Source organism: Paenibacillus sp. GCM10027626 (genome assembly GCF_042676285.1).
Taxonomy (GTDB): Bacteria; Bacillota; Bacilli; order Paenibacillales; family Paenibacillaceae; genus Paenibacillus_Z.
This window is the reverse complement of record NZ_JBHTHC010000013.1, coordinates 161,271-182,793: the sequence shown is the minus strand read 5'-3', so window position 1 is coordinate 182,793 and position 21,523 is coordinate 161,271. Positions and strand designations below refer to the sequence as shown.

General features: G+C 47.9%; 11 protein-coding genes. 1 reads left to right on the top strand and 10 read right to left on the bottom strand.

Annotated elements, in window-relative coordinates:
* Positions 1 to 119: 119 nt before the first annotated feature.
* From ACFQ0N_RS23760 to ACFQ0N_RS23715, 10 genes are all read right to left on the bottom strand, one after another.
* Complete coding sequence (locus ACFQ0N_RS23760; RefSeq protein ID WP_379330924.1) at positions 120 to 2,525, bottom strand: hypothetical protein; 2,406 nt, start codon at positions 2,523 to 2,525, stop codon at positions 120 to 122.
* A gap of 355 nt (positions 2,526 to 2,880) precedes the next feature.
* Positions 2,881 to 5,748, bottom strand: a complete 2,868-nt coding sequence (locus tag ACFQ0N_RS23755; protein WP_379330922.1) for an S-layer homology domain-containing protein — start codon at positions 5,746 to 5,748, stop codon at positions 2,881 to 2,883.
* 532 nt (positions 5,749 to 6,280) lie between these two features.
* Positions 6,281 to 10,489, bottom strand: a complete 4,209-nt coding sequence (locus ACFQ0N_RS23750; protein ID WP_379330920.1) for an S-layer homology domain-containing protein — start codon at positions 10,487 to 10,489, stop codon at positions 6,281 to 6,283.
* A 158-nt stretch (positions 10,490 to 10,647) separates the two neighbouring features.
* On the bottom strand, positions 10,648 to 11,778 hold the full coding sequence (locus tag ACFQ0N_RS23745) for a glycosyltransferase family 4 protein (protein ID WP_379330918.1): 1,131 nt from the start codon (positions 11,776 to 11,778) through the stop codon (positions 10,648 to 10,650).
* 188 nt (positions 11,779 to 11,966) lie between these two features.
* Positions 11,967 to 12,737 carry a WecB/TagA/CpsF family glycosyltransferase gene (locus ACFQ0N_RS23740; RefSeq protein WP_379331061.1) on the bottom strand — a complete coding sequence of 257 codons (771 nt, stop codon included), beginning with the start codon at positions 12,735 to 12,737 and terminating at the stop codon, positions 11,967 to 11,969.
* An 84-nt stretch (positions 12,738 to 12,821) separates the two neighbouring features.
* Positions 12,822 to 13,988 (bottom strand): polysaccharide pyruvyl transferase CsaB, encoded by a 1,167-nt coding sequence (csaB, locus tag ACFQ0N_RS23735; protein ID WP_379330916.1) that lies wholly within the window; start codon positions 13,986 to 13,988, stop codon positions 12,822 to 12,824.
* Complete coding sequence (locus ACFQ0N_RS23730) at positions 13,934 to 16,039, bottom strand: DUF5693 family protein (protein ID WP_379330914.1); 2,106 nt, start codon at positions 16,037 to 16,039, stop codon at positions 13,934 to 13,936. Before ACFQ0N_RS23730 ends, csaB begins: the two co-directional genes overlap by 55 nt.
* 12 nt (positions 16,040 to 16,051) lie before the next feature.
* A complete protein-coding gene (locus ACFQ0N_RS23725) occupies positions 16,052 to 17,764 on the bottom strand; it encodes a phospho-sugar mutase (RefSeq protein ID WP_379331059.1) in 1,713 nt (570 codons plus the stop codon).
* A gap of 51 nt (positions 17,765 to 17,815) precedes the next feature.
* Positions 17,816 to 18,247, bottom strand: coding sequence for a 3-hydroxyacyl-ACP dehydratase FabZ (gene fabZ, locus ACFQ0N_RS23720; protein WP_379330912.1), 432 nt, complete (start codon positions 18,245 to 18,247; stop codon positions 17,816 to 17,818).
* A gap of 161 nt (positions 18,248 to 18,408) precedes the next feature.
* Positions 18,409 to 19,008, bottom strand: coding sequence for a CDP-alcohol phosphatidyltransferase family protein (locus ACFQ0N_RS23715; protein WP_379330910.1), 600 nt, complete (start codon positions 19,006 to 19,008; stop codon positions 18,409 to 18,411).
* A gap of 244 nt (positions 19,009 to 19,252) precedes the next feature.
* On the opposite strand from ACFQ0N_RS23715, the gene ACFQ0N_RS23710 reads away from it, so the two are divergent.
* Entirely contained in the window at positions 19,253 to 21,430 is a 2,178-nt protein-coding gene (locus tag ACFQ0N_RS23710) for an Ig-like domain-containing protein (protein ID WP_379330908.1), read from the top strand.
* The last annotated feature ends 93 nt before the right edge of the window (positions 21,431 to 21,523 follow it).

Sequence of the window (21,523 nt, the reverse complement as noted above, 5' to 3'; positions counted from 1 at the left end):
ATCATTCTTTCATCAAGCATACTAGATTTCTGCTTGTCCTTCCACAATATTCATAGGGTAGAGAGAAAAAAGAAACCCGAATACCGCAATATTCGGGCTCTTTTTTTATTAGGGATATGTTACTCGGAAGCAGTAAACCATTTCAGCTCTTTCGAAGCTATCAGCAGCTTCGTGTTTTGGAATACGTCGTAGATATTAAGGGTGTAGTTTTCGTATTTCTGAACTTTCATTTGAACTTCATTGTCTTCGAATACAAATGAAAGCGGAGCATTGGTCGCTTCTTTTAGCAACTTCTCATTTTCTCCGGCCGTCATCAATGAGAACTGAGTCGTATATTTTGCATTTCCGATGTCGCCACTAATGAACTCAAACATTAACTTATGGTCGCCCGCAATGCTCTCATACTGTTTATCTTTGGCCAATGTGTAGTCCATCGTCATTTTAACGCCATTTACCGAGAATGATTGTCCCGAAACATCCAGCGAGTTTCTAACTTTGGATAAATCCAACGAGTAGCCCGCAAATTTAATATCTTTGAAATCCTTTTTAACAGGTTGTTCAGTATTAGTGCTTAAAGCATAGTATACCGGCTTCACTACAGCTATTTTAGTCGGGACATTTTCATTGCCGCTGCCTTCGCTTCCGTTTCCTGCGTTACTAGTCAAAGCTTGCCCCATAATAAGCTTGTAACTTGTAGAGTCAAAGTTTTGTGAGATCGGCGCCCATGCCGAAACAAGTACTTTACCGCCTGGCGTAATTTTATCTTTGACTTCCGAGAATTTGACCGGAACGATCACACCGTTTTTATCTTGAATATAGCCGCCAAGTTTCGCAAGGAACGCCGCCCGTGCTTCTTGGTTGATAAATTCAAATTCTCCATAGAAATTATTTTTAAGTTCGCCAGCGAAAATACCTGTGCGCAACACTTTAACTTCCGCTTTCTTGCCGATGTTCTTAATGACATAGGACTCATTGCTTCGATTTAATTTCATCTCGCCAAGCTTTTGGCCGGAGAATTGATAGAGTTGCTTTCCTGGTTTATCCTGAACTGGTTCGGTCGCAACAAAAGAAATTTTGTCGACTGCAGTATTGTACGGAATTTCTGAGTATACAACATATTCGAACGCAGCGCCCGGAGCTATCGTCACAGAACTGTCAAGCGGCACTGCCCGCTGCTCGGTTCCGACTTTTACACCGTTCACCATGAAATAGCCCGATAGATCCGGCACTTTCTTAGAAGAACTGCTTTTGTTGGTTATGACAAGATTTGCAACCAGCATATCGTTGTCTTCAAATGGCGCGCGTTCAACAGAACTCAACTTCACATCATAATCATTGTATTTGAAGGAGCTGCCCACCGAGCCTTGCTGAGATGTGGACTGCAGCTTGTACTTACCTAAAGTATGTGATTTTTCCTTTTCGGTTGCCGCGGTTTTCACAAGCAATTGCGATGTTTCCAGTTTTACCGAAGATGGAATTGAACCGGTCAAAGCGATCGACTTCTTTATGTTAGGCAAAAGCTTTTCATTTTCTTCTTTCGTATAAGTAAGCGGGTAATTTGTTCCCGATGCAGTAACAAGGAAAAATTCCATTGCAGGAGCAGCAATCGAAGTTGCACCAGTATTCATCATATCAAAGGTGATCGATACCTCGTTATTTCCCGATCCCGGAGTCACAAATGCCGAACCCGAAGCCGTATTAACAGGAGCTCCCTTTAAATATAGCAGCCGAGTTTGTCCAACACCGGTCACTGGGGCAGGTTTGGTAGCCGGCAGCTTGAAAAGCCCGATTGGCAATTTAACCTGCGAAGTTTCGTCATTTTGAGCCACGACTACCGACAATGGTTTATTTGCTACCGCCAGAGGCAAGGTCGCATGCATCGACACAATTTTACGTTCTTTTGGCTGAATCACCATTTGCTCAAAATCCGAAGGAACAACATCATACACTGACAAACTTTCGGTTTGAACTAAAAAGTTCATCTTCGAAACATCAACAGATTGCATGCCGACATTTTCAAGCAAAAAATTTATCGTTAAATAAGCTTCCTTACTATCCATGGAAATAAACGTTTGCTTGACGGCTCCGCGCACTTTGCCATTGTTGTACAGCATCGTTGAACCGACAAATGGCGCTACTTGGTTTGCAGCATTTGCCGGAAATTGAATCGTACCTAACTGCCGCTCATAATTCGTAGAAGTTGCATTCAAATCCCACTGGACGACTTGAAATATGAGATCCTTTAATTGTGTTTGTTGGTCTACAACCGCATAGTAAGTAATCGTTTGTGTCGTTTTCGCCGGAACGGTTACTTTATTTTTATCCGCTTCAATCGGAACCGCTTTAAACAGCTTCCCTGTTGTCGTCTTTACTCGCAAGAAATAATCCATTAAATCGAGTGTCCTTGAACCGTTATTCGTAATGGCGACTTTAAAGGCAAGCACCTTTCCTTTATCCTGCATTAAAAAGTGAGCGTCACTGACACTTAAGTAACTTCCCCCTTTTAAGCTGATCGCCTTGCTCACAGCTTTATTTGTTGCTGCTGCCGACACGGATGTGGACGATATTACAGTCCCCGGTAACAACAAGGAGGCAGCCGTTAATGTCACTACCCCGTATTTCAACCATTGTCTCTTCACGATTTTTACCTCCCGAATCTGTATACTCTATTAGACGCTTTAGAAGGGTTGTTTGTTTCGGTTTTTACTAAGGTTTTCTATAAATACGCTAAAAACGGCGGCCAAATAAAGGAGCCAACTTAGGTTCTTATATATAGCTGTAAAAGTAATCTAACTTTTCTGATTCGGCTAACCCCAAAAGTGTTTCTATGTAAAGAAAAACAGGCGAGAAACTCTCGCCTGTTTTTTTAGATCTTGCTTATTACTTTACCAAAATGATTGCTGTAGCAGTAGTACCGTTAGAAGTAGTGTAAGTCACTGTAGTGCTCTTATTTGCTGTTTTACCAGTTACTACACCAGTTTTGCTATCTACAGTAGCGATGCTAGGATCAGCAACCGAGAAGTAAGCAGTTGGAGTAATAACAACACCGTATTGGTCTTTTACTTCTTTAACTGCCACTGTAACTGTACCATCCTTAGCAACAGTATACTCGTCTGCAGTCAACTTAGCAGATTTTGCTACTGGAGCTTCGTCAGATACTGTAACCTTTTGAGATGCAACCGTTACACTGTCTTTCAGAACGCTAATCGTTACTTCGCCAGCTTTGCGACCAGTCACTGTAGAGCCGTTAGCTTGCAGGATAGTCTCATCTGTGCTATACACGAATGGAGCAACGTTATCTACAAGTGCTACTGTAGTGCCGGAGACTTTACCAACAAGTTTAACTGTTTTAACATAATTAGGTTTTAGTTCATCTTTAAGATCTTTGCCGCTAAATACAGTACCAACAGTTTCAATATCGTAAGACTTGATATCGACAGAGTTGTATACAGTAGCAGAGAACGAGTAGGTAGCGATCTCTTTATTGCGGTTAGCCTCTACAGCGTTGTTTCTGTTTGCTTCACTCTTAACAGTAAGCGTCGCAGTACCAGCTTTTCCTGCAACCAATTTTTGTGCAGTAGCATCGTATGTCAGGACACTGTTGTCGGAGCTTTCTACAGTGTAACCTTCTGGAATTTCAGTTTCACGGCCCAAGTTATCAATGATTTTGACGTTAGCTTTCTTGAAGTCAGCTTTTGCGCCAACTTCAAATGCCGCTGGAACATTTTTAATACCATTGATCGCTTCATAGTAAGTCGGATTTTGTACCAGCACTGAGATTGGAGCACCTGGTGTTTGCATACCATTTGAATCTTTCACATACAAATACAGTGTGTAGCTGCCCGCGTCCTTAAATGTGATTTCCAGTTCACCTTTAGGATTCAAGTCATAATCAATATTTGCGCCGGAAATGTAAACTCTGTCTTTAAAGTTTGAAATATCCTTGCCTTTGATCTCTTGACCGAAGGAATCAACTGCAGTGAATGGGAATACAACTTTCTCATTTACCACGATCTCCTTATTTGGATGACCCAATGTCAATTCTTTCACTGCGGACTTGCCGCTAATAGTAAGCATTCCGTTTGCGCTCGCGCTAGTAGCAGGGTTAGTAATATAGAACTGTACTTGACCAGCCTTCGCCGCAGTGAACTTGATAACACCATCGCTGTCTACAACGAAGTTGCTCACCTTAGACGGATCGCTAACGAAGAAGTACAGTCCAGCATACAGGAAGTTCTGCTCATTCTTCGGATTCATGTTGCTTGTTTGAGGCAGCTTGACCTTTTGACCATTTTGGTCGACTAGTTCGAGCGGGAACACAAGACCTTGATCTCCCTCAGTAATACGAGTAGCATCTTTCAACGGTTGGAATTCGCCAACCTTAATCGAAGTCGCAACGCTTCCGTTGATTACATCTACAGTTTTGCTAGCTGACAATCCGGCAGCAGGGTATACAGCGACAATATTCACTTTGTCACCCAAGTTAGCTTTGGATGCATCCAGCTTCGAGCCGTTAACAACAACTGTACGGTTCTGATCCGTAGTATTGAAAGTTGAAATTTGCGGAGCTTGCGACATTTTTTCGCCAAACTGGTTCAACAATTTAATGCCATGCTCCACGTTGTTTGCCTTTTGCAAGGCTGGCAGCCCAATTTCAATATTGTGAGCTTTTTCAGCCTCTACAGTAACAGTGATCGGATCGTTCTCATTCACTTTAACTGTGTGCTCCCCGCCAGTCAGGTAAGACGCTTCGAGAACAACGGATTTGTGGTCATCCGCCCATTTTGGCGTGATTGTAACATTCGTAGGACCGCGTTTTACGTCAAACTTCATCTCTTTGCGTTCAGTTTCCAGAACTGGTTGGTTGAAGGAAACTGTAATTTTCTTAGCGCCAGTTTGTTTAGCACCGGAAATAGCCATTTTGCCAAGCTCAACTTTTACATCATAAGTTTTGCCTTTGTATTCAACTTTAACTGTTACAGCTTCGCCGGATTTCAGCGGTGCTTCCAGTTCTTTCTTAACAACTTCGCCATCGGAGAATACTACTTCGATGTTTTTGTCGTCAATGATTTTAACTTCTTTAACCGAAGCCGCTTGACCTTTGGAGTAGATTTCATAAGAAGCGTCTACCAGGTCGCCGCGAGTAGCAAGCTTAGTGTAGTCAGCGGATTTTTTGATCAGGCCAAGGTCAAGAGCAGTTGCGATGTAACCAGCAGCTGGCCAGTTAGTCGAGTATTTGCCTTCAACCTGAGCGTTTTCTTGCGGGTCCAGTCCCAGAGCTACTACAGCGATTTTCGCCAGTTGCTCAAGAGTTACTTCTTTCTTAGGACCAAACATGTTGTAGCCAGTGCCTTCCATGATCTTCTGAGCGTAGAGAGCACCGATTTCGCCGCGAGCCCAGTGGTTCGCAGGAACGTCTTTCAGCGATGCAGCTGCTGCTGCATTGTCTGCCGCACCGATCGCTGCAGCAAGAGCTTTAGCGAACTCTGCACGAGTCATAGTAGCTTCCAGGTGGGATTTTTTATCCGGATAACCTTGGAAAATACCAGCTGTTTTCATTTCTTGGAATTTGTCTTCAGAAGTTTTAGCGTTGTCAGCAGCGAATGCTGAGCCCGCGAACATCGAGAATGCCATAGAAGCTGCGAGAATTGCTTTCAAACTTTTCTTCATAACCTTTTTTTCTCCTCCTCTAAATTGCCTGGGTTCTTGAGAGTTTTGTGTAGAATATAAATTGCTCGTATCACTCATCAGCCGATTCACCCCCTTCCCAGAGTCGAGCTAAATTCTTATAAGTAAATGTCTACGATCATGTCTGTCGAATCCGCTAGGATCATGTCGCAGAAACTTGGAAACCGAAATTGTAACGCAGAAAAAATTGGTAGACTAGTGGCACCATTTAACATTATACAATGGCCTTATTAGTCAGTAAAGAGAATTTTGAGAATATGTTCCAACATTGTTGTGTCCGACCACGGAAACGCCCGTTGCTGTGCCGTTTTCGTGTTACATGTAGTTAAACGCATGAGATTCGGAAAAGTTGCGATCTGTTGCAAAAAACTTTGAATATTTTTTTGAAAGCCGGTATTTCCTCTTATGTATCATGCTTTAATCCGAGTAATGATGCACCCTATGTAACTCTTTGTCGATCACGCATTTAGTATAGCGGGTTCCGCATCAGCCGTCGAGATAAAACATTTGCCATTTGATGAACCTTCTAACAAAAATAAGCAAGACAGCCACCCAGGTTTCCCCTGTAGCGGCTGCTTTTGGTAATGAACAACTAATTCAGCTTAGGCAGACGCTTCTCGCTTACAAGCATTCTGCCAACAATAATTGCCGCATCCGAACGCAGCAGATTCGATTTCGGCTCGAATACATAGCCCTTCTTCGGATTGGTCGTATCTACCGGCGCGCCTTGAATATAGCCCTTCTTGGAAATGGCAAGCACCGCAGCTTTCGCGTAGTAGCCAATATCCGCATAGTCTTTGAACAGCTTCTGCAGACCGGCGTCAATCTTCTTCGGATCCGTCTCCAGCTTCAAGTTGAGCGCGCGGGCAAGCATCACAGCCGCCTCCTGACGCGTCAAATTGTTGGACGGTCCAAATACGCGCGGCTCACTGCCGCGAACGATGCCGGCGCGCGCCGCTGTCTCGATATAGCGGTAATCCCACAAGGCGTCAGGATTAATGATTGGCGCTACATCGTCAAAATGCGGTGCTGAGGCTGTATTGTTAGAACCATCCGGAATCGGCTCATAGTTGAACGGCAGCTCAAGCCCTTTAACGATCATCCGCGCAAATTCGCCGCGGGAAGTGTACATATCGGCACCAAAATCGTCAAAGTTGATGGCATTCATAATGCCTTTGGAGAATACCGCCTCCATGTAGTTGCGGGCATACGGGTGGTTCGTCACATCCATAAAGGAATATACCGTCTTGCCGACTACATAGTAGCCGAACTGGTCGAACGGCACTGTAATTGTATGTTTCTTCGTATCAACGACACCGCCAAGATTGACCCAGAACTTGTTTTTCACATCATAACGGAACACCGTAATCAATGTACCGACAGTATCGCGGATACTAGGATCGTAAGAAAGCGTCAATGTCCCCCGTTTGGAAGAAACAAGCTCACGGTCGTCAGGCCGCTCATCGTAGGTCGGTATTCTGGTGCCGTTAGGCCCTGTCTCATTCGGATATTGATAAGGATCGACGCCATATGGCAGCGGATCATATCCCGGACGGCTCAAATCGTCAGCCAAGCCCGGATCAATCCAAAATACCGGACTGGATTTCGAATAGCGTGTCGGGAACGAGACGCGGAACCGGTTGCCATAGTTTTGTAAAATCAAATCAAAGTTAGGCGGCGGATTGTCGTATTCGCGGCGATCGACAACGCCATCCTCAGGGTTGGCGATGGCAAACAGCAGCTTGTGGCCGTTGAAAATCTGGTTTTTAAACTCGGCCGGCACATTATAGTCGCGGCGAATGAGCGTGCTGCCTTTCGGGAACGTCAGCGTCAGTGCCCCGCCGAACATTTTATGCGAGCTTTTCATTCCTTCCAAATACTGTGCGCCTGGTATATTCGTCGGTACATAAGTGATTACAATGCTGTCCGACACTTTATCGTTGGCGCTTTGAATCGTAAAGCTTATCTTGTTAGCTCCCGGCTTAAGGCCGGTTATTTTGGCGCGGAATGCATTCGGGAAGTCGACCTCCGGGTCAATAACGCCGTCATGGTTATAGTCGTATTCGAACTTCTCGGCCTCGATTTTGTTAATAATGACTTTCTCCGCACCTTTGGCATTAATAATAATGTCAATGAAGTTTTTATTTACGGTTCCTTCCGCCGGCAAAATCGGACGCAAAATTTTATACGGCAGTACAGTAGGATCAACCTCTAAACGCGCTGTAGCTTTTGGACCGTATAAGCCGCTATTGTATACACTGAAGTTGTATACGCTGGAGCTGCCGTCCGGATTCAATTCCTGGCGTTTCAAAATAAAGGAGAACGATTCTGTCGTCAATTCATACCGCACGATCAGGTCGTTGTAGTACTGTCCAGCATACCCGCTATTCACTGTGCTGACATACTCGCCGTTCTGCCATATTTGCAGCGGCATAGCGAGATTCCATTGAATGCCGTCTGGCTGCCAGGAAGTAGCGTTAATTTTAAGAATATATTTGTCAGCGACATTGGACTTCTTCAGGTCCTCAATTTTCGCTTCCACGCTGCTGGCGTTTTTGCCCAAATCTATGAAGTCGAATGTGCCGTACACATTCATGAACGATTCCTTGGTCGTATATAATCCGCCCTGCTTCGTGAACTTCGGATCGTTCGGAATCGGCACGATCATCGCATCGTTGCCTTCCTGATATGAGAAAGGATAAATGCCGGCAGCATCAACCGGTATAACCGGCAGATTTGTCGGAATAAGCTTGACGCGAACCGTTTTTTCATAGTAATTTTTCTTGCCCTGGAAGACGATTTTAATCAAGTTTTCGCCGGTGAACATAGCTGCATAAGCCTCTTTCACATTGGCATCAAGAATAAACTTCGTTTTATCTTCGCTCGAAGCAGCAACCAACGGGAATGGCACATTATTAATATAAAAATAGACTGTGCGCGGGCCATCGGTAGTAGCACCATAGCGGATTTCTGCTACGTTGCTGATGTTTTGCAGTTCGCCGGCAAACTTGCCGAGCTTTTCGGCGATCACTTCCTCCGCACGGATTTCCTCCGCAGCAGTAGTATCGACATAAATAACCATGTTGTCTACCGCTTTTTCGAAGTTGACGAACGGGCCGAACACAAGCGTGAACTTGACCGTTTTCTTCGCACTGGACTCTCCGTTCTGCTCGAAATGCATTTCGATCGATTGCGTGCCTTCATAAGGCGTCTTTTTAATCTCAACAATATAGCGGGTATAAGTAACTATCTGGCCATCGACATTTTTTTCAATCGTCGCGTGGTTAAGCGGCATAATTTTATAGTGCTCATTCACTACTGCCGGCGTTTTCTCGCCAAATTGATTCAACAGATTATCGATTACAACTTTGCTTTTAATGGGATCTGAATCTACATCGCCGGCTACCAAAATTTCAAGCCCGATCGGCATGCCGTATAAACTTTTACCGTCGAGCGGCACACCTGTCATCGATTCATATTTTTTCGCATCCTTATCGCCTTTCTTCAAGTTGCTGTAGCCTGGCAAATAGTTGATTTCTTTAATATAAGGCTTGCTGTTGTCCCGCAGCGAGAAGGAAAGCGAATCTGTTCCTTCATACAACGGTGTAGCGCCAACATGATCATTTTCCTCGTTTTTAGCCAACAGCTCTACATTATAGCGCGCATCAAAATCATAACCTGCCAGATTGTCGGGCAGCTCTATTATAAAGTTATACGTAAAAAATGGGGCATCCTCTGCTGGATTGCCTACAGGCTTTACCTTGAAATCATTTGCGGCAAGAACTATTGGCGGTTTACTACCGTCCGCCTTGCGAATCTCTCCTCGAAGCGATTCCAATTTGTTTGGTTCCGGGTGAGGCTTGTATATCTTTTTCGAAGGATCATTAGGATCCGTTACTTCATGATAGCTGTTAGGCACAATAACTGTACCGGTAATCGTAAATTTATTGTTTTGAACGCTTGTAATGTTAATGTTCGGATTGAACTCCAAGGCAGCCGATGTTATATTGGCGCCATTCGTATCGTTTTCATTAAAGTTGACATCATAGAACGTTACACTGCCATTGTAAAAAGCAATTTCACGTGTCGTCTCGATGACCTGGTTGTTATTCTTCACTTTGAAGACAACCAGATTTTTGCCTTTATTCAGCCGAATCGGCGCCGCGGCAAATTTCGAGTCATTGGCCGTGTTGACCGTGTAGGTCTTGCTTGCGCCATTGGCGACAATCGTAACCTGCTGAGCGTTCGGCGCATTGCCTGTAATACTGATATCTGCATAAGGGCGGCCTTTGGATGTAGGCGACTGCACGACTGTCGTGCCGCTGTCTACAATCGGGTAATCGAAGCCGTCCAGGCTCGCTGTCAGGTTGTACAGCATCGGGCTGTTGCGGTACTCGATATAGATCGAGTTCGTAACCTCGCCGCCGCCTTGTGTACCCTTGAACGTTATTTTGTTGACGCCAGGGAATAAAGGAATATTATAAACCTGAATTTTAGAGCCGTTTACAAATACATTGCTCGTTAAATTTTCACGGCTATTCCCATATTTGTCCTCGCCATCATTACTGCTTACCACTTCAAACACACTGTACGAAATCGATTGCGGATCTACATTTGCAATAGTGCCGTCCAAGGTGACGCGCTCATCAGTCACGATGCGCGGAGATTTTACATCATCACTTTCTGCCGGGAAGATAAAATTCCCTGAGACGGCAGCATTAGCGGCCTGCCCGCCGATCGACGGCGTCAGTTGGACAACTAATGCCAGCATGACAATCCACATGGCTAGTTTTCTAATCACTGTATGCCTCCTCCGAATCTAATCCTTTTTCGAAAATACTGTACTCTCTTTATCGGTCCTTCTCCAGGAAAAGTTTAGCCTTTCCGGATATTCGCTGCACAAAAAAGCCCTTATTCTTCGCAAGGAAGAAATAAGGGCGCTGTTTATAGCCTCATCAGCTATTCTGAACGCTGCTCCGTCCGCAGCAGAACACGCTGTATAAAGTTGATCACCGGGCGGCGGGTTTTGTCGACAATACCGATCAATTCCGCGCCTATTTGCAATACAAATACAAGCACACATATGACGACAAATGTAATCCAGTTTGCTCCATTTGCCTGTACAATTAACGACTGGAAGATGGCGCACATTCCAAAAAATGCAGCAATCGCATAAATAATAAGTACAGTACGGCGATGGCTGAAGCCCAGCTCCCGCAGACAATGATGCAAATGTCCTTTGTCCGGGGCGAAAATTGGTTTTTTATTAATCCAGCGGCGTACAATCGCAAAGAAGGTATCGAACAAAGGCACGCCAATGATTAACAACGGTGTTACAAAAGATACGATTGTTACCTGCTTGAAGCCCAGCATCGACAAGGTTGCCAGTCCAAAGCCGAGAAATAATGATCCGGTGTCGCCCATGAAAATTTTGGCCGGATGAAAATTATATACAAGAAATCCGATAATGCCGCCAAGCAAAATCGCGCTTAGCAAAATAACCGGCACGAAGCCCATGACAGCCGCCATGACCAGAATCGTTCCAATGGCAATACCGGACACCCCGGCTGCAAGCCCGTCCAGACCATCAATCAAATTGATGGCATTCGTCACGCCTACAATCCAGAGGATGGTCAAAGGAATGCTGATCCATGCTTCGATTGGCTGCATCGTTTCGCCAAATGGAATATTCAATAAATCAATTTTGATGCCGAAGCCGAACACGACAACGCATGCAGCGATTATTTGCCCAAGCAGCTTCACCTTGGCAGATAATTCAAAGCGGTCGTCCAATACACCAATAATAACGATGATCGTGCCGCCAGCAAGCATGGCATTAATTAAATTTTCATCGTAATGACGAAGCAATCCTGCCGGCAAGAATGGCTTGATCGCAAAATAACCGCCTACGAATGCAGCATATATGCCTAATCCGCCTAGCCGTGGCATGACCTTCGTATGTACTTTTCGATGATTAGGCTTGTCAATCGCCCCGATTTTGTAAGCTAGCTTGATAACAAGCGGGGTGAGGGCAAGCGCTAGACATAATGCAACGACGAATCCTATTGCATAAAGAAAGCCAACAGCCATCTCCATCTCCCTTTCATAGTAGGAATCAGCAATCTATGCCGCTTCAGCAGGCCTAGACTCGATTCACCGCCGGAAGGCACAATAAATCGTGAATTTCAGAACATATTGCCACCGGAATGAATTATACTCCGTTTGAAAAAGAAACTCCACCCTCATTTTCAAGCAATTTGAACGATTTATAGGAACTTTTACGTGGTTGGACGATGTTTTGTTACATTTTCTTTATCACGCAATACTTTTACAACAAATTTCGGCAAGGCTAACATCCGTTTAAACCGGGTCGGCTGCTTCAGCAAGCGATAAAACCATTCCAGACGCAGCCGCTGAAACAGGACTGGAGCCCGCTTGACCACTCCCGCCACGACATCAAAGCTGCCGCCGACTCCCATGATGACCGGAACCGCCAATGCTGCTTTATGCTGCGAAATCCAAGGCTCCTGTGTATCAACCGAACGCGCGACAAAGAGCAAATCCGGCTTAGCGGCGCGTATTTGAGCTACGACCTCCGCATCCTGCTCTGCCCCAAAAAAGCCATTGCGAAAACCGGCAATAGTAATTCGTGGATAAAGCTCCGTTATCTTTCTCGCAGTTTCTTCAATGACTTGCTGCGATGTTCCAAGCAAATAAACTTTCCAGTTATACTGTTCGCCAACTCGCAGCAATTCATGCATCAGATCATATCCCGCTACGCGCTCCGCTACAGGTTGTCCCACCTTAGAGGCGGCCCATACCACACCGGTACCGTCAGGAACGACCAGTTCGGCCTCACGCATGGCCTGATCGAATCGCGGGCTTTCCAAAGCAGCCATCACCATAATGGGATTGCCGGTCACGACATGTGTCGGTACGCGTTGTTCTACGCATGCCGTTAAGTATTTGACCGTATCCGCCATATTTAATTTCGAAAATGGAATACCATAAATGGATACTGTCGGCACAGCCGGCAGCCCGGCTCTCATCTCGGCAGAGCTGGCCGCTGTATTATGCTGCTGCGGCGGCGCCGTTTGCGATTGGATCATCTTGGAAAGTCACCTCAATTGTATTTAACGAAGCAACCCGACAATATGTTGCGCCGGTTTCCGCGCTTCTTGCTTTAATTTGTCAAATTCCTCTCGATGCTGCACCAGCCATGCGTCCCGATTTTCCAGCAAACGCTCCGCTTCAGCAACAAATGCAGCTGCGTCAAGCGATTCGGTTGTGCCGATCGGCTTCATGCCAATACGCTTTAAAAATTGATCGATTTTGGGGTCGTAGGAGAGCCCCAGCATCGGAATCGCCTGATTCGCCGCATAGATGAGCGCATGCAGACGCATGCCAAACAATAAATCGCAGCGGCTTACTTCAAGCAGCATCTGCTGCGGATCATCCCCCGGCTCGGCCAGCTCGACCGAGCTTCCGGCTGGCAGCTCACCGAGCTGCTCCATCACCAGGCGCGACGTCTCCGCGTCGGCCGGCGTGTGAAAGGGCAAAAACCGCAGCCGCACAGCCCGGCTGCGGGCCAGCGCGCCAAGCGCGGCGGCGGCCCGCCCCAGATCGGCTCCATCACTGCGCCAATGGCGCAGCGAGACGCCGATGACGGGCGCGCCCGCCTCAGCCGCCGCTGTACGCCGCGGCGTATCCGCTGCCGTTCCGCCGGCGCCGGACGGCAGCGGCAGCCCCATGACCGGATCAGGTACTACCTCGATCCGGTTGCGCGCCACGCCGATCCGCCCAAGCAGCTCGGCGGATTCGGCATCGCGCACAGACACATATGCGCTGCGCCGCATCACGCCGCGAATGAGCGGATCCATCCAGCGGCGATTGACCGGCCCGATGCCTTGCGCATATACAAAGGTTGGCTTGCGGAGCAGCTGGGCGAGCCGCATAATGCCGGTGTAATACGGGATCGTCAGCTTGCCGGTAGCATCCTGCAGCAGGCTGCCGCCGCCGCTGATCAGGCCGTCGCTGCTCCGAATTGCCCGCATGAGATCGGCAGGACGCATGCGATGCACGGCTTCTACGCCGTACATCCTGCTTGTCCCTTCCGGATCGGCCGACAGCACCACCGGCTCGATACGAACCCCCTGGCGCGCACCTTCTTCCGCCAGCGCGGACAAGATCGATTTCAATACCGCCTCGTCGCCGCTATTGCGAAAGCCGTAATAACCGGATATAACTATACGTCGGACTTCATTTTCTGCATCAGCTTTGGCGCCAGGCGCGACAGCCATTGACCACACACCCTCTCCAAAATCTGCCACACACCGATAAAGACAATCCCGATGATAAGACCGGTACCGAGGCCAAGCAGCACACGAATCAAGGAAATATAGAGCGGTGTATGAATATGCGCGAATGTATCAACCATGGAAAGCTGCCCCATCGCGCCAATAATTAGCAGCACCCAGGCGGCGCGGTAACGCAGCGCTAGAAACAGTCCCAGGAGGAACGGCGGATGCGAAAGCATAAATTCTTTAAACCGCGGCCGTACCCCGAATGTCGATTCCAGTACATTACGGAATACCAATTCCAAAGAAGATACTTGTCCGGCATTGCCAGTACGGGACAAATAATACATGCCGGCAGCGCCGATGACACCGGCAATGATCACCCATAGCACCGTAATCTGCGCAGTGAGCACCTTGCGAATATTAGCAATAACCGATTCACCCGTATACAGCAGCACATAAATCGCCGTCAATCCGATTGGAGCTATATGCAGCAGGCCTACGCCGCGGAATTGCTCCAAGACGAGCGAATATTTAATATTATTCAACAAACCGAATACATATGGAACACCGATAAGCGAGATGACGGACGTAACCGCAAACAATGAAAGTGCCATTGTAAATCTGCGGCCTGCCGGCAGGCCCGGAAACAGCCAGCGCATTCCGCCGCCGGTGCTGACGGAATCGTTGCCCACCGGACGGAGATTGCCTGTTGTATGGGCTTTAACTCGCCCAATCGCCCATATCATGGCAAGTGTCGGCGCGCTTATTGCCGCTCCCAGCGCCAGTCCTTGCTCAAGTGTAGGCTTGGACAATACATAAAGCCCTGCGCTGCCGATTAAGCCGAGCACAAAGATTGGCAGCAGTGACCCTGGAATAAACGCATTTACCATAAGAGCGATTAGGGCAACCGCGCCTGCACAAATAATTAATTTCAACACTTTATGCCAGGATGGCGAGCTGTAGTCGAACGGTTCGGCAGAGCCCATTTTGAAGCCGCGTCCTTCCAGCTTCGCAACTACCCCGTCATTGCCTTGCAATGCACTGTAAATATTGTCAAGCGAGTGCACAAGCATCGCTTTTTCAAAGTTGCGCGATGGCGCCGTCTTTAAATAGAACATGCGAATATTGCGATCCTTTGCCGCCAACTGGAAACGGTCGGCGATGGCGTCCGCGCTCATCGTCGCCGCATCGCCTTCGGATAGCGAGTACAGACGAGCTACATTATAATTCGTTTGGAAGGCAAGTGTATTAAAGCCCTTTTGCCCCTTCGAATTTTCAATTGCTACGATACCCATGCCGTGTTTATTCAGCAGCTCGGCAAAGCTGTCCAGGCTTTTCAGCTCGGCATTGGCATTGACGCCCTTAACCGAACCGCCGTCAAATAAAATTCTTTTTACGCCCAGCTGCTCATATTCGCCCAGCATCTCGTCAACCCATTGTTCGTCGTAAGGCATCCGGTCTGACAAGCGCAGCAAAATAGCCAGATCGTGATCGCGGATCTTTTTCACCGACATTGGGTCGGGAGGCATCCGTTTTAGCAAAGCATTTTCAGTAGGCGTTTCAAGTATAAGACCTTTTCGTCCGTCAAAGCTCCATTCTTTCATTGGAATTTCCCAGGATGTAAATACCTTTTCGATCATCGGCCGCAGAGCCCGTTCCTCTTCGTCGCCTTTAAATAAAATATAAGTGAAGTTTTCATCCTTTGGTGCCGACTTGCCTTGCAGCTCGCTGGCGCTGACTGAATTATAGACAGAGAGGCGGTCAGACCAGATCAGCTCTTCGAGGTAAGTTTCATAAACCGCCATCGAATGTACGCCGGCTTCCTTCATTTTTGTCAGCTGCTCGTCGAGAAATTCCTTCGGTTTGGCCTGATAGGACGTCACCTGAACCAAAGAGCGGTAATCAAATACCAGCTCTACATTTTGCGAAGAATTCTGTTCCATTTGCCAGCGGTCGGCGCCCAGCGGCATAGCCGCGAGCACCCCCACCAGCGTCAGCACCCACATAATCGCGCGCGCCTTACGATTCCATTGCTGCCACCATTGTTGCACGCTTTCCACTCCTTAAGCCTTGTTGTCTACCCGTGTCATAACGACTTCTGCCAATCGCCCGATTGCCGCGGCCGCTTCCTCTGACGAATTGCCGCGTACTGCAAAATAAATTTTAATTTTCGGCTCCGTCCCGGATGGACGCAAGCAGAACCAGGAGCCGTCCGCCAGCATAAATTTCAGGACATTTTCCGGCGGAAGCCCCTCCAGACCAGGTGCGTAATCAAGCATCCGCTCTACGGCAATGCCGTCAATAGCCGCTGGCGGGTTGCTCCGCCAATCTTCCATAATGGCTGCAATCTGCTGAACGCCGTCAATGCCTTTCAACGTTCTAGACTCCAGCTTCTCCATATAAAAGCCGAATTGCCCGTATAATTGCTGTAATACATCGTACAGCGTTTTGCCTTGCGTTTTGTAGTAAGCGGCAGCCTCAGCGATGAGCAGCGATGCTACGACGGCATCTTTGTCGCGGGCATACGTTCCTGTCAGATAGCCGTAGCTTTCCTCGTACCCAAACAAAAACGACTTCTCGCCCGTTTGCTCAAACTGCGTCATTTTCTCCCCGATATATTTGAAGCCCGTCAGCGTATTCTGCACCTCTACCCCGTAGTGGTTGGCGATATCCGCTCCCATTTCGCTCGTTACAATTGTTTTGATAACGACTCCGTTAGCGGGCAGCTGGCCGCGCTCCTGCAAAGTGCTAAGTAAATAATAAATCATAATGGCACCGGATTGATTGCCTGACAGCACGACATACTTGCCTTCGTGATCGCGAACGACCGCTCCCATACGGTCGCAATCCGGATCCGTGCCGATAAGGATATCCGCGGCTACGCGCTCGCCAAGCTCCATCGCTAGCGTGAACGCTTCGCGCTCTTCCGGATTCGGCGATTTTACTGTGCTGAAATAACCGTCCGGCAGCTCTTGCTCTTTCACGATATGTACATTTGTAAAGCCCGCTTCCTTAAGTGCCTCTCTAACCGGCATATTTCCTGCACCATGCAGCGGAGTATAGACGACCGAGCAAGCAGCGCCCGCTCCGCCCTTCAACACAGCCCCGTTCAAGCTTTGTGCTGCAACGGTACCAACGAATTTGCGGTCTTCTTCCTCGCCAAGCCAGCATAACAACCCTTGCGCCTCGGCCTCTTCCCGGCTAAGCCGCTTCACTTCATCAAAGCGCTCTACTTCACGTATCGCGGCAATCGCCTGTTCAGCATCTGCCGGCACCAGTTGGCAGCCGTCTGCGCCATATGCCTTGTAGCCGTTATATTCGGGCGGGTTGTGGCTAGCCGTGACAACAATGCCGCCTGACGCTTGTAGCGCCCGAACCGAGAAAGACAGCTGAGGCGTTGGGCGCAATGACGGGAACAGATAAGCTTTAATCCCGTTTCCAGCCAGTACGAGAGCGGCATCAAGCGCAAACTCCGGCGACTGATTGCGCGAATCATGCGCGATCACGACAGAAGGCTGCTCGTGCTTGTTTTTCAGCCAGTTGGCCAAGCCCTGCGTCGCCTTGCCTACCGTATAAATATTCATGCGATTCGTGCCTGCTCCCATTACGCCGCGCAGACCGCCTGTGCCAAATTCCAACTCCCGGTAAAAGCGATCTTCGATTTCCTTATCGTTACCGGCAATGGCCGCCAGTTCCTCCTTTGTCTTCTCATCGATTGCCGCATCCGCTAACCAGGCAGCGTAGCGCTCTTTAGCCGATTGTGCCATCCACTCCACCCTTTCCATGTTATCTTCTTAACTATTCGCGGAAAATATGTATTTTACTTTCTATTTAGGGTCGGACAAAGCAAACATGATTTCGCCCTCGGCTACAATCTTATCGCCCACCTTGGCAGTCGCTTGTCCTTTGCCGACCGGGCCTTTCAGCCGCGTAATTTCCACTTCCAGCGTCAATGTATCGCCAGGCGTTACTTGGCCGCGAAAACGGAAGTTGTCAATGCCGGCGAAAAATCCGATTTTTCCTTTGTTCGCTTCAACCATCAACATCGCAACAGTACCGACTTGAGCCAACGCTTCCACGATGAGCACACCCGGCATTACGGCATACTCTGGAAAATGTCCGGTAAAAAACGGTTCATTCATCGTCACATTTTTAATGCCTACGGCCCGTTTTCCTTCCTCCACCTCCAAAATGCGGTCAACAAGCAAAAACGGCGGACGGTGTGGAATAATTTCTTGTATTTGGTGAATATTCAACATAATAATACGCTCCCTCCATAATTTTATGTGTAGAATCGTCCGGTTTGGTCCATAATAGTAAGTATCCTTCGTGAACTGCAGTCACGGAGGTTAAGATAAGGGAGTTTGCTCTACTGGCCTGAAGTGTCGATAGTGCAAACTCCTTTTTTCTTCAAATAAGACTAAGCTTGCCGAACGTCCCCGCCCGGTGCTGTCTCCTTCACAGAGACTGGCTCTTCAGCCTCTTCCTCCCTGCAGGCTTCTGCCGCTTCTCCTTCCTTTTGATTCAACCCAACAAACAGCAATATGTAAAAAAACGTGGTGACAAAAGAAAAGATAATCACTCCCCACAAATACGATTGCGCAAAGGGAAGCTCAAAGAAAATAAACATGATGGCAATATAATACAGCACAGTCGTCAGCTTGCCCATCCAGTTGGCCGGCACAGTCTTCATACCGCGAAAATGAAAGAACGCTGAGCCTGAGATCATGCCCAAATCCCGAATGAAAATGGCAGCCCCGGCGCTCCACGGAACGTAACCGGCAATGAGCAGTGACAAAATGACCGTAATCATCATCGTTTTGTCAGCCAACGGATCAAGCATCGCTCCCACCGTCGTTACTTGCCCATATCTGCGGGCCAGGTAGCCATCCAGTATATCTGTCGCGCCCGCGGCAACGACAATGGCGAAGGAACCAATCAAATTCCCGGTCGAAAATACAGCGATATATACCGGAATCAGCGCGAAGCGCAGCATCGTCAACATATTTGGTAAATTCAAACGTCACGCCCCCTACCTTTATCTCATGGATGACGCTTCAAAAGTTCCCCAACCATTATACCGCTACACCGGCAAAAATAAAACTCTGCAAAGCCCCGCAGATATGCGATTCCCTGACTTTATACGCGTTTTTTCAAAAAATCGATTGTAAATCCTCTCCAAAAAACTTCAATTATTGCGTTCATTAGCCGTTATATATTAAAAGGCAACGTACATCAATTGAAATTGGAGGAAACGATTAAAGATGATGAAACGAGTAACATCTGCAGCGCTGCGCCCGTTCGCAGCCGCAGGCATAGCCGTCATTCTTCTCTTGGCAGCACTGCACAACATAGCTGATGCAGCCGATGAAGTCGTCACTGGGGTTCATTTTGAAACGGTGCCCTCGCCGGCCGTAATCTATATCGATGATGAAACGGTGGTTCTGCGCGCCAATGCCAGCATCCAAGGCGCCACATCCGCCAAGGATGTTACCCTCGATGCCGCTTGGTCGTCATCCAACACGTCTGCTATTAAAGTAGATAAAGGCGTCCTGACCGCAATCGCCAGCGGCACTTCCACTATTCGCGCACAGTACAAGGGCTATACCGCCACTGTAGTGGTGACATCCGAATACAAGTTTGATCGCGTAACATTGCTGCAAAATGGCGCTGCGGTCAATGAGACAGAAGAAGTAAAACTGGGCGACAACATTACCTACACGTTGCAGGCGACCAAAGACAATAATAATACCGATGTAACAAAGTTGGCGACATGGACAACCTCGAATGATTCCGTCGCTACCGTCACTAACGGCAAAATAAAGCTGCTTGCCGCTGGTGAAGCAACCATTACAGCCAAATATAAAGGCCGCTCCGATAAGGTAAAGCTGAAAATCGAATCGCCTTTTAATAAGCTGAACTTATCCGGAGGCAAACTGATCGAATTCAAGATCGGCGATGCTGAGCAATCCGTGACAGCGGCAGCTGATTCTAAAACAGGCGGAACGGTTGATGTAACAACTGACGCAACATGGACCTCGTCAGCGCCTGCCGTCGCTACCGTCAAAAAAGGCGTTATCGCTCCTGTAGGCTCCGGCACCGCAACGATTACAGCAGAGCATCTTGGCGTCAAAAGCTCCGTAACCGTTGTGGTAAGACCTCCTTATGAAGCGATGCGCCTTACTCCTTCACAGGATCAGCATGTACTGCTGAAGGATAAGGATACACCGATTCAATTCATGGCCGAAGTGATGAACCATCCGGAAGCCCCAATCGACGTTACGGCTTCAGCCGTTTGGACCTCCGACAATGTATTCGCCGCTACAGTGAGCGATACGGGCCTTGTTGCCGCTAAAGGAATTGGCCGCGCGAACATAAAGGCGGAATACAAAGGATCAAGCAAGCAAATCGCAATCATTGTCTATCCGTCCGTCACAAAGCTGAGCGCGGCCGAGACCAAGGTGGAAGCCTTTGTCGGTGAAAAAATCGCCCTGCCGGCCATTTCAGCAACGACTCTCTCCGATGAAACCGCCGACGTATCGGCAGTTGTCAATTGGAGCAGCAGCAACAACAGCGTCGTTACTTTAGAAGACGACAAATGGGTCGCAAAAGATACAGGTATTGCCATGATGACGGCAACATTGGATGGAAAAGCCGTTTCCGTCAAAGTAGTTGTAAGCGAGAAGCCGCTTCTCCTTGTTGCAGATGTATCCGATCTCTCCGTTATTCTCGGCAAGGATACGCCCCTTCCGAAAGTAAACGTAACCTATGAAAGCGGCAAGGAAGAGGATGTCAGCAATCTGGTGACGTGGAAAAGCTCGTCCAACAATGTATTGGTCAAAGCGCCGATCCTTCGCGGTTTGGTCAAATCCAATGCCACTTTAACCGCCAGTTATTTGGGTAAAACAACAACCGTTCGCGTGACGGTAGAAGAAGAGATTACCAAAATTTATGTTGATGCTACATCGATTGTGCTGAATCCCGGCCGCTCCAAATCGATTAAAGTAACCGGCGTAACGAAAAGCGGCAAATCGGTTTCCTTAAGCACCAAAATGAACTGGACGCTTGACTCGGATACATTAGCGACCGTGAAAGGCAGCACCGTTAAAGCACTTGCCGAAGGAACCGGCAAACTGACAGGCAGCTATCAAGGCAAACCGGTGCAAGTAACGCTTATTGTTAAGCCAAAGCTTAAAAAGCTCACTTTATCGGATCGCGCACTCACAATGAGCCCAGGCAGCAGCAACACTCTTAAACTTACTGCAGAATATGACAATGGCAAGCTTATAGATGTGACTGCAGCTGGCACAGTATGGACATCATCTTCCTCTTCCGTAGCCACTGTCAAAAATGGCGTCATAACCGCGGGTGGAAAAGGAAGCACGACAATTAAAGCAAGCTTTGAAGGGAAAACCGCTTCAATCCGTATAACCGTCAAATGACGCTCTTGCTAGGCGTACAAAATGAAAAGAAGCCGGTAAGCATTGCCGCTTACCGGCTGTTGTAAGAAGAAACGGCTGATGCCGTCCTTGGCG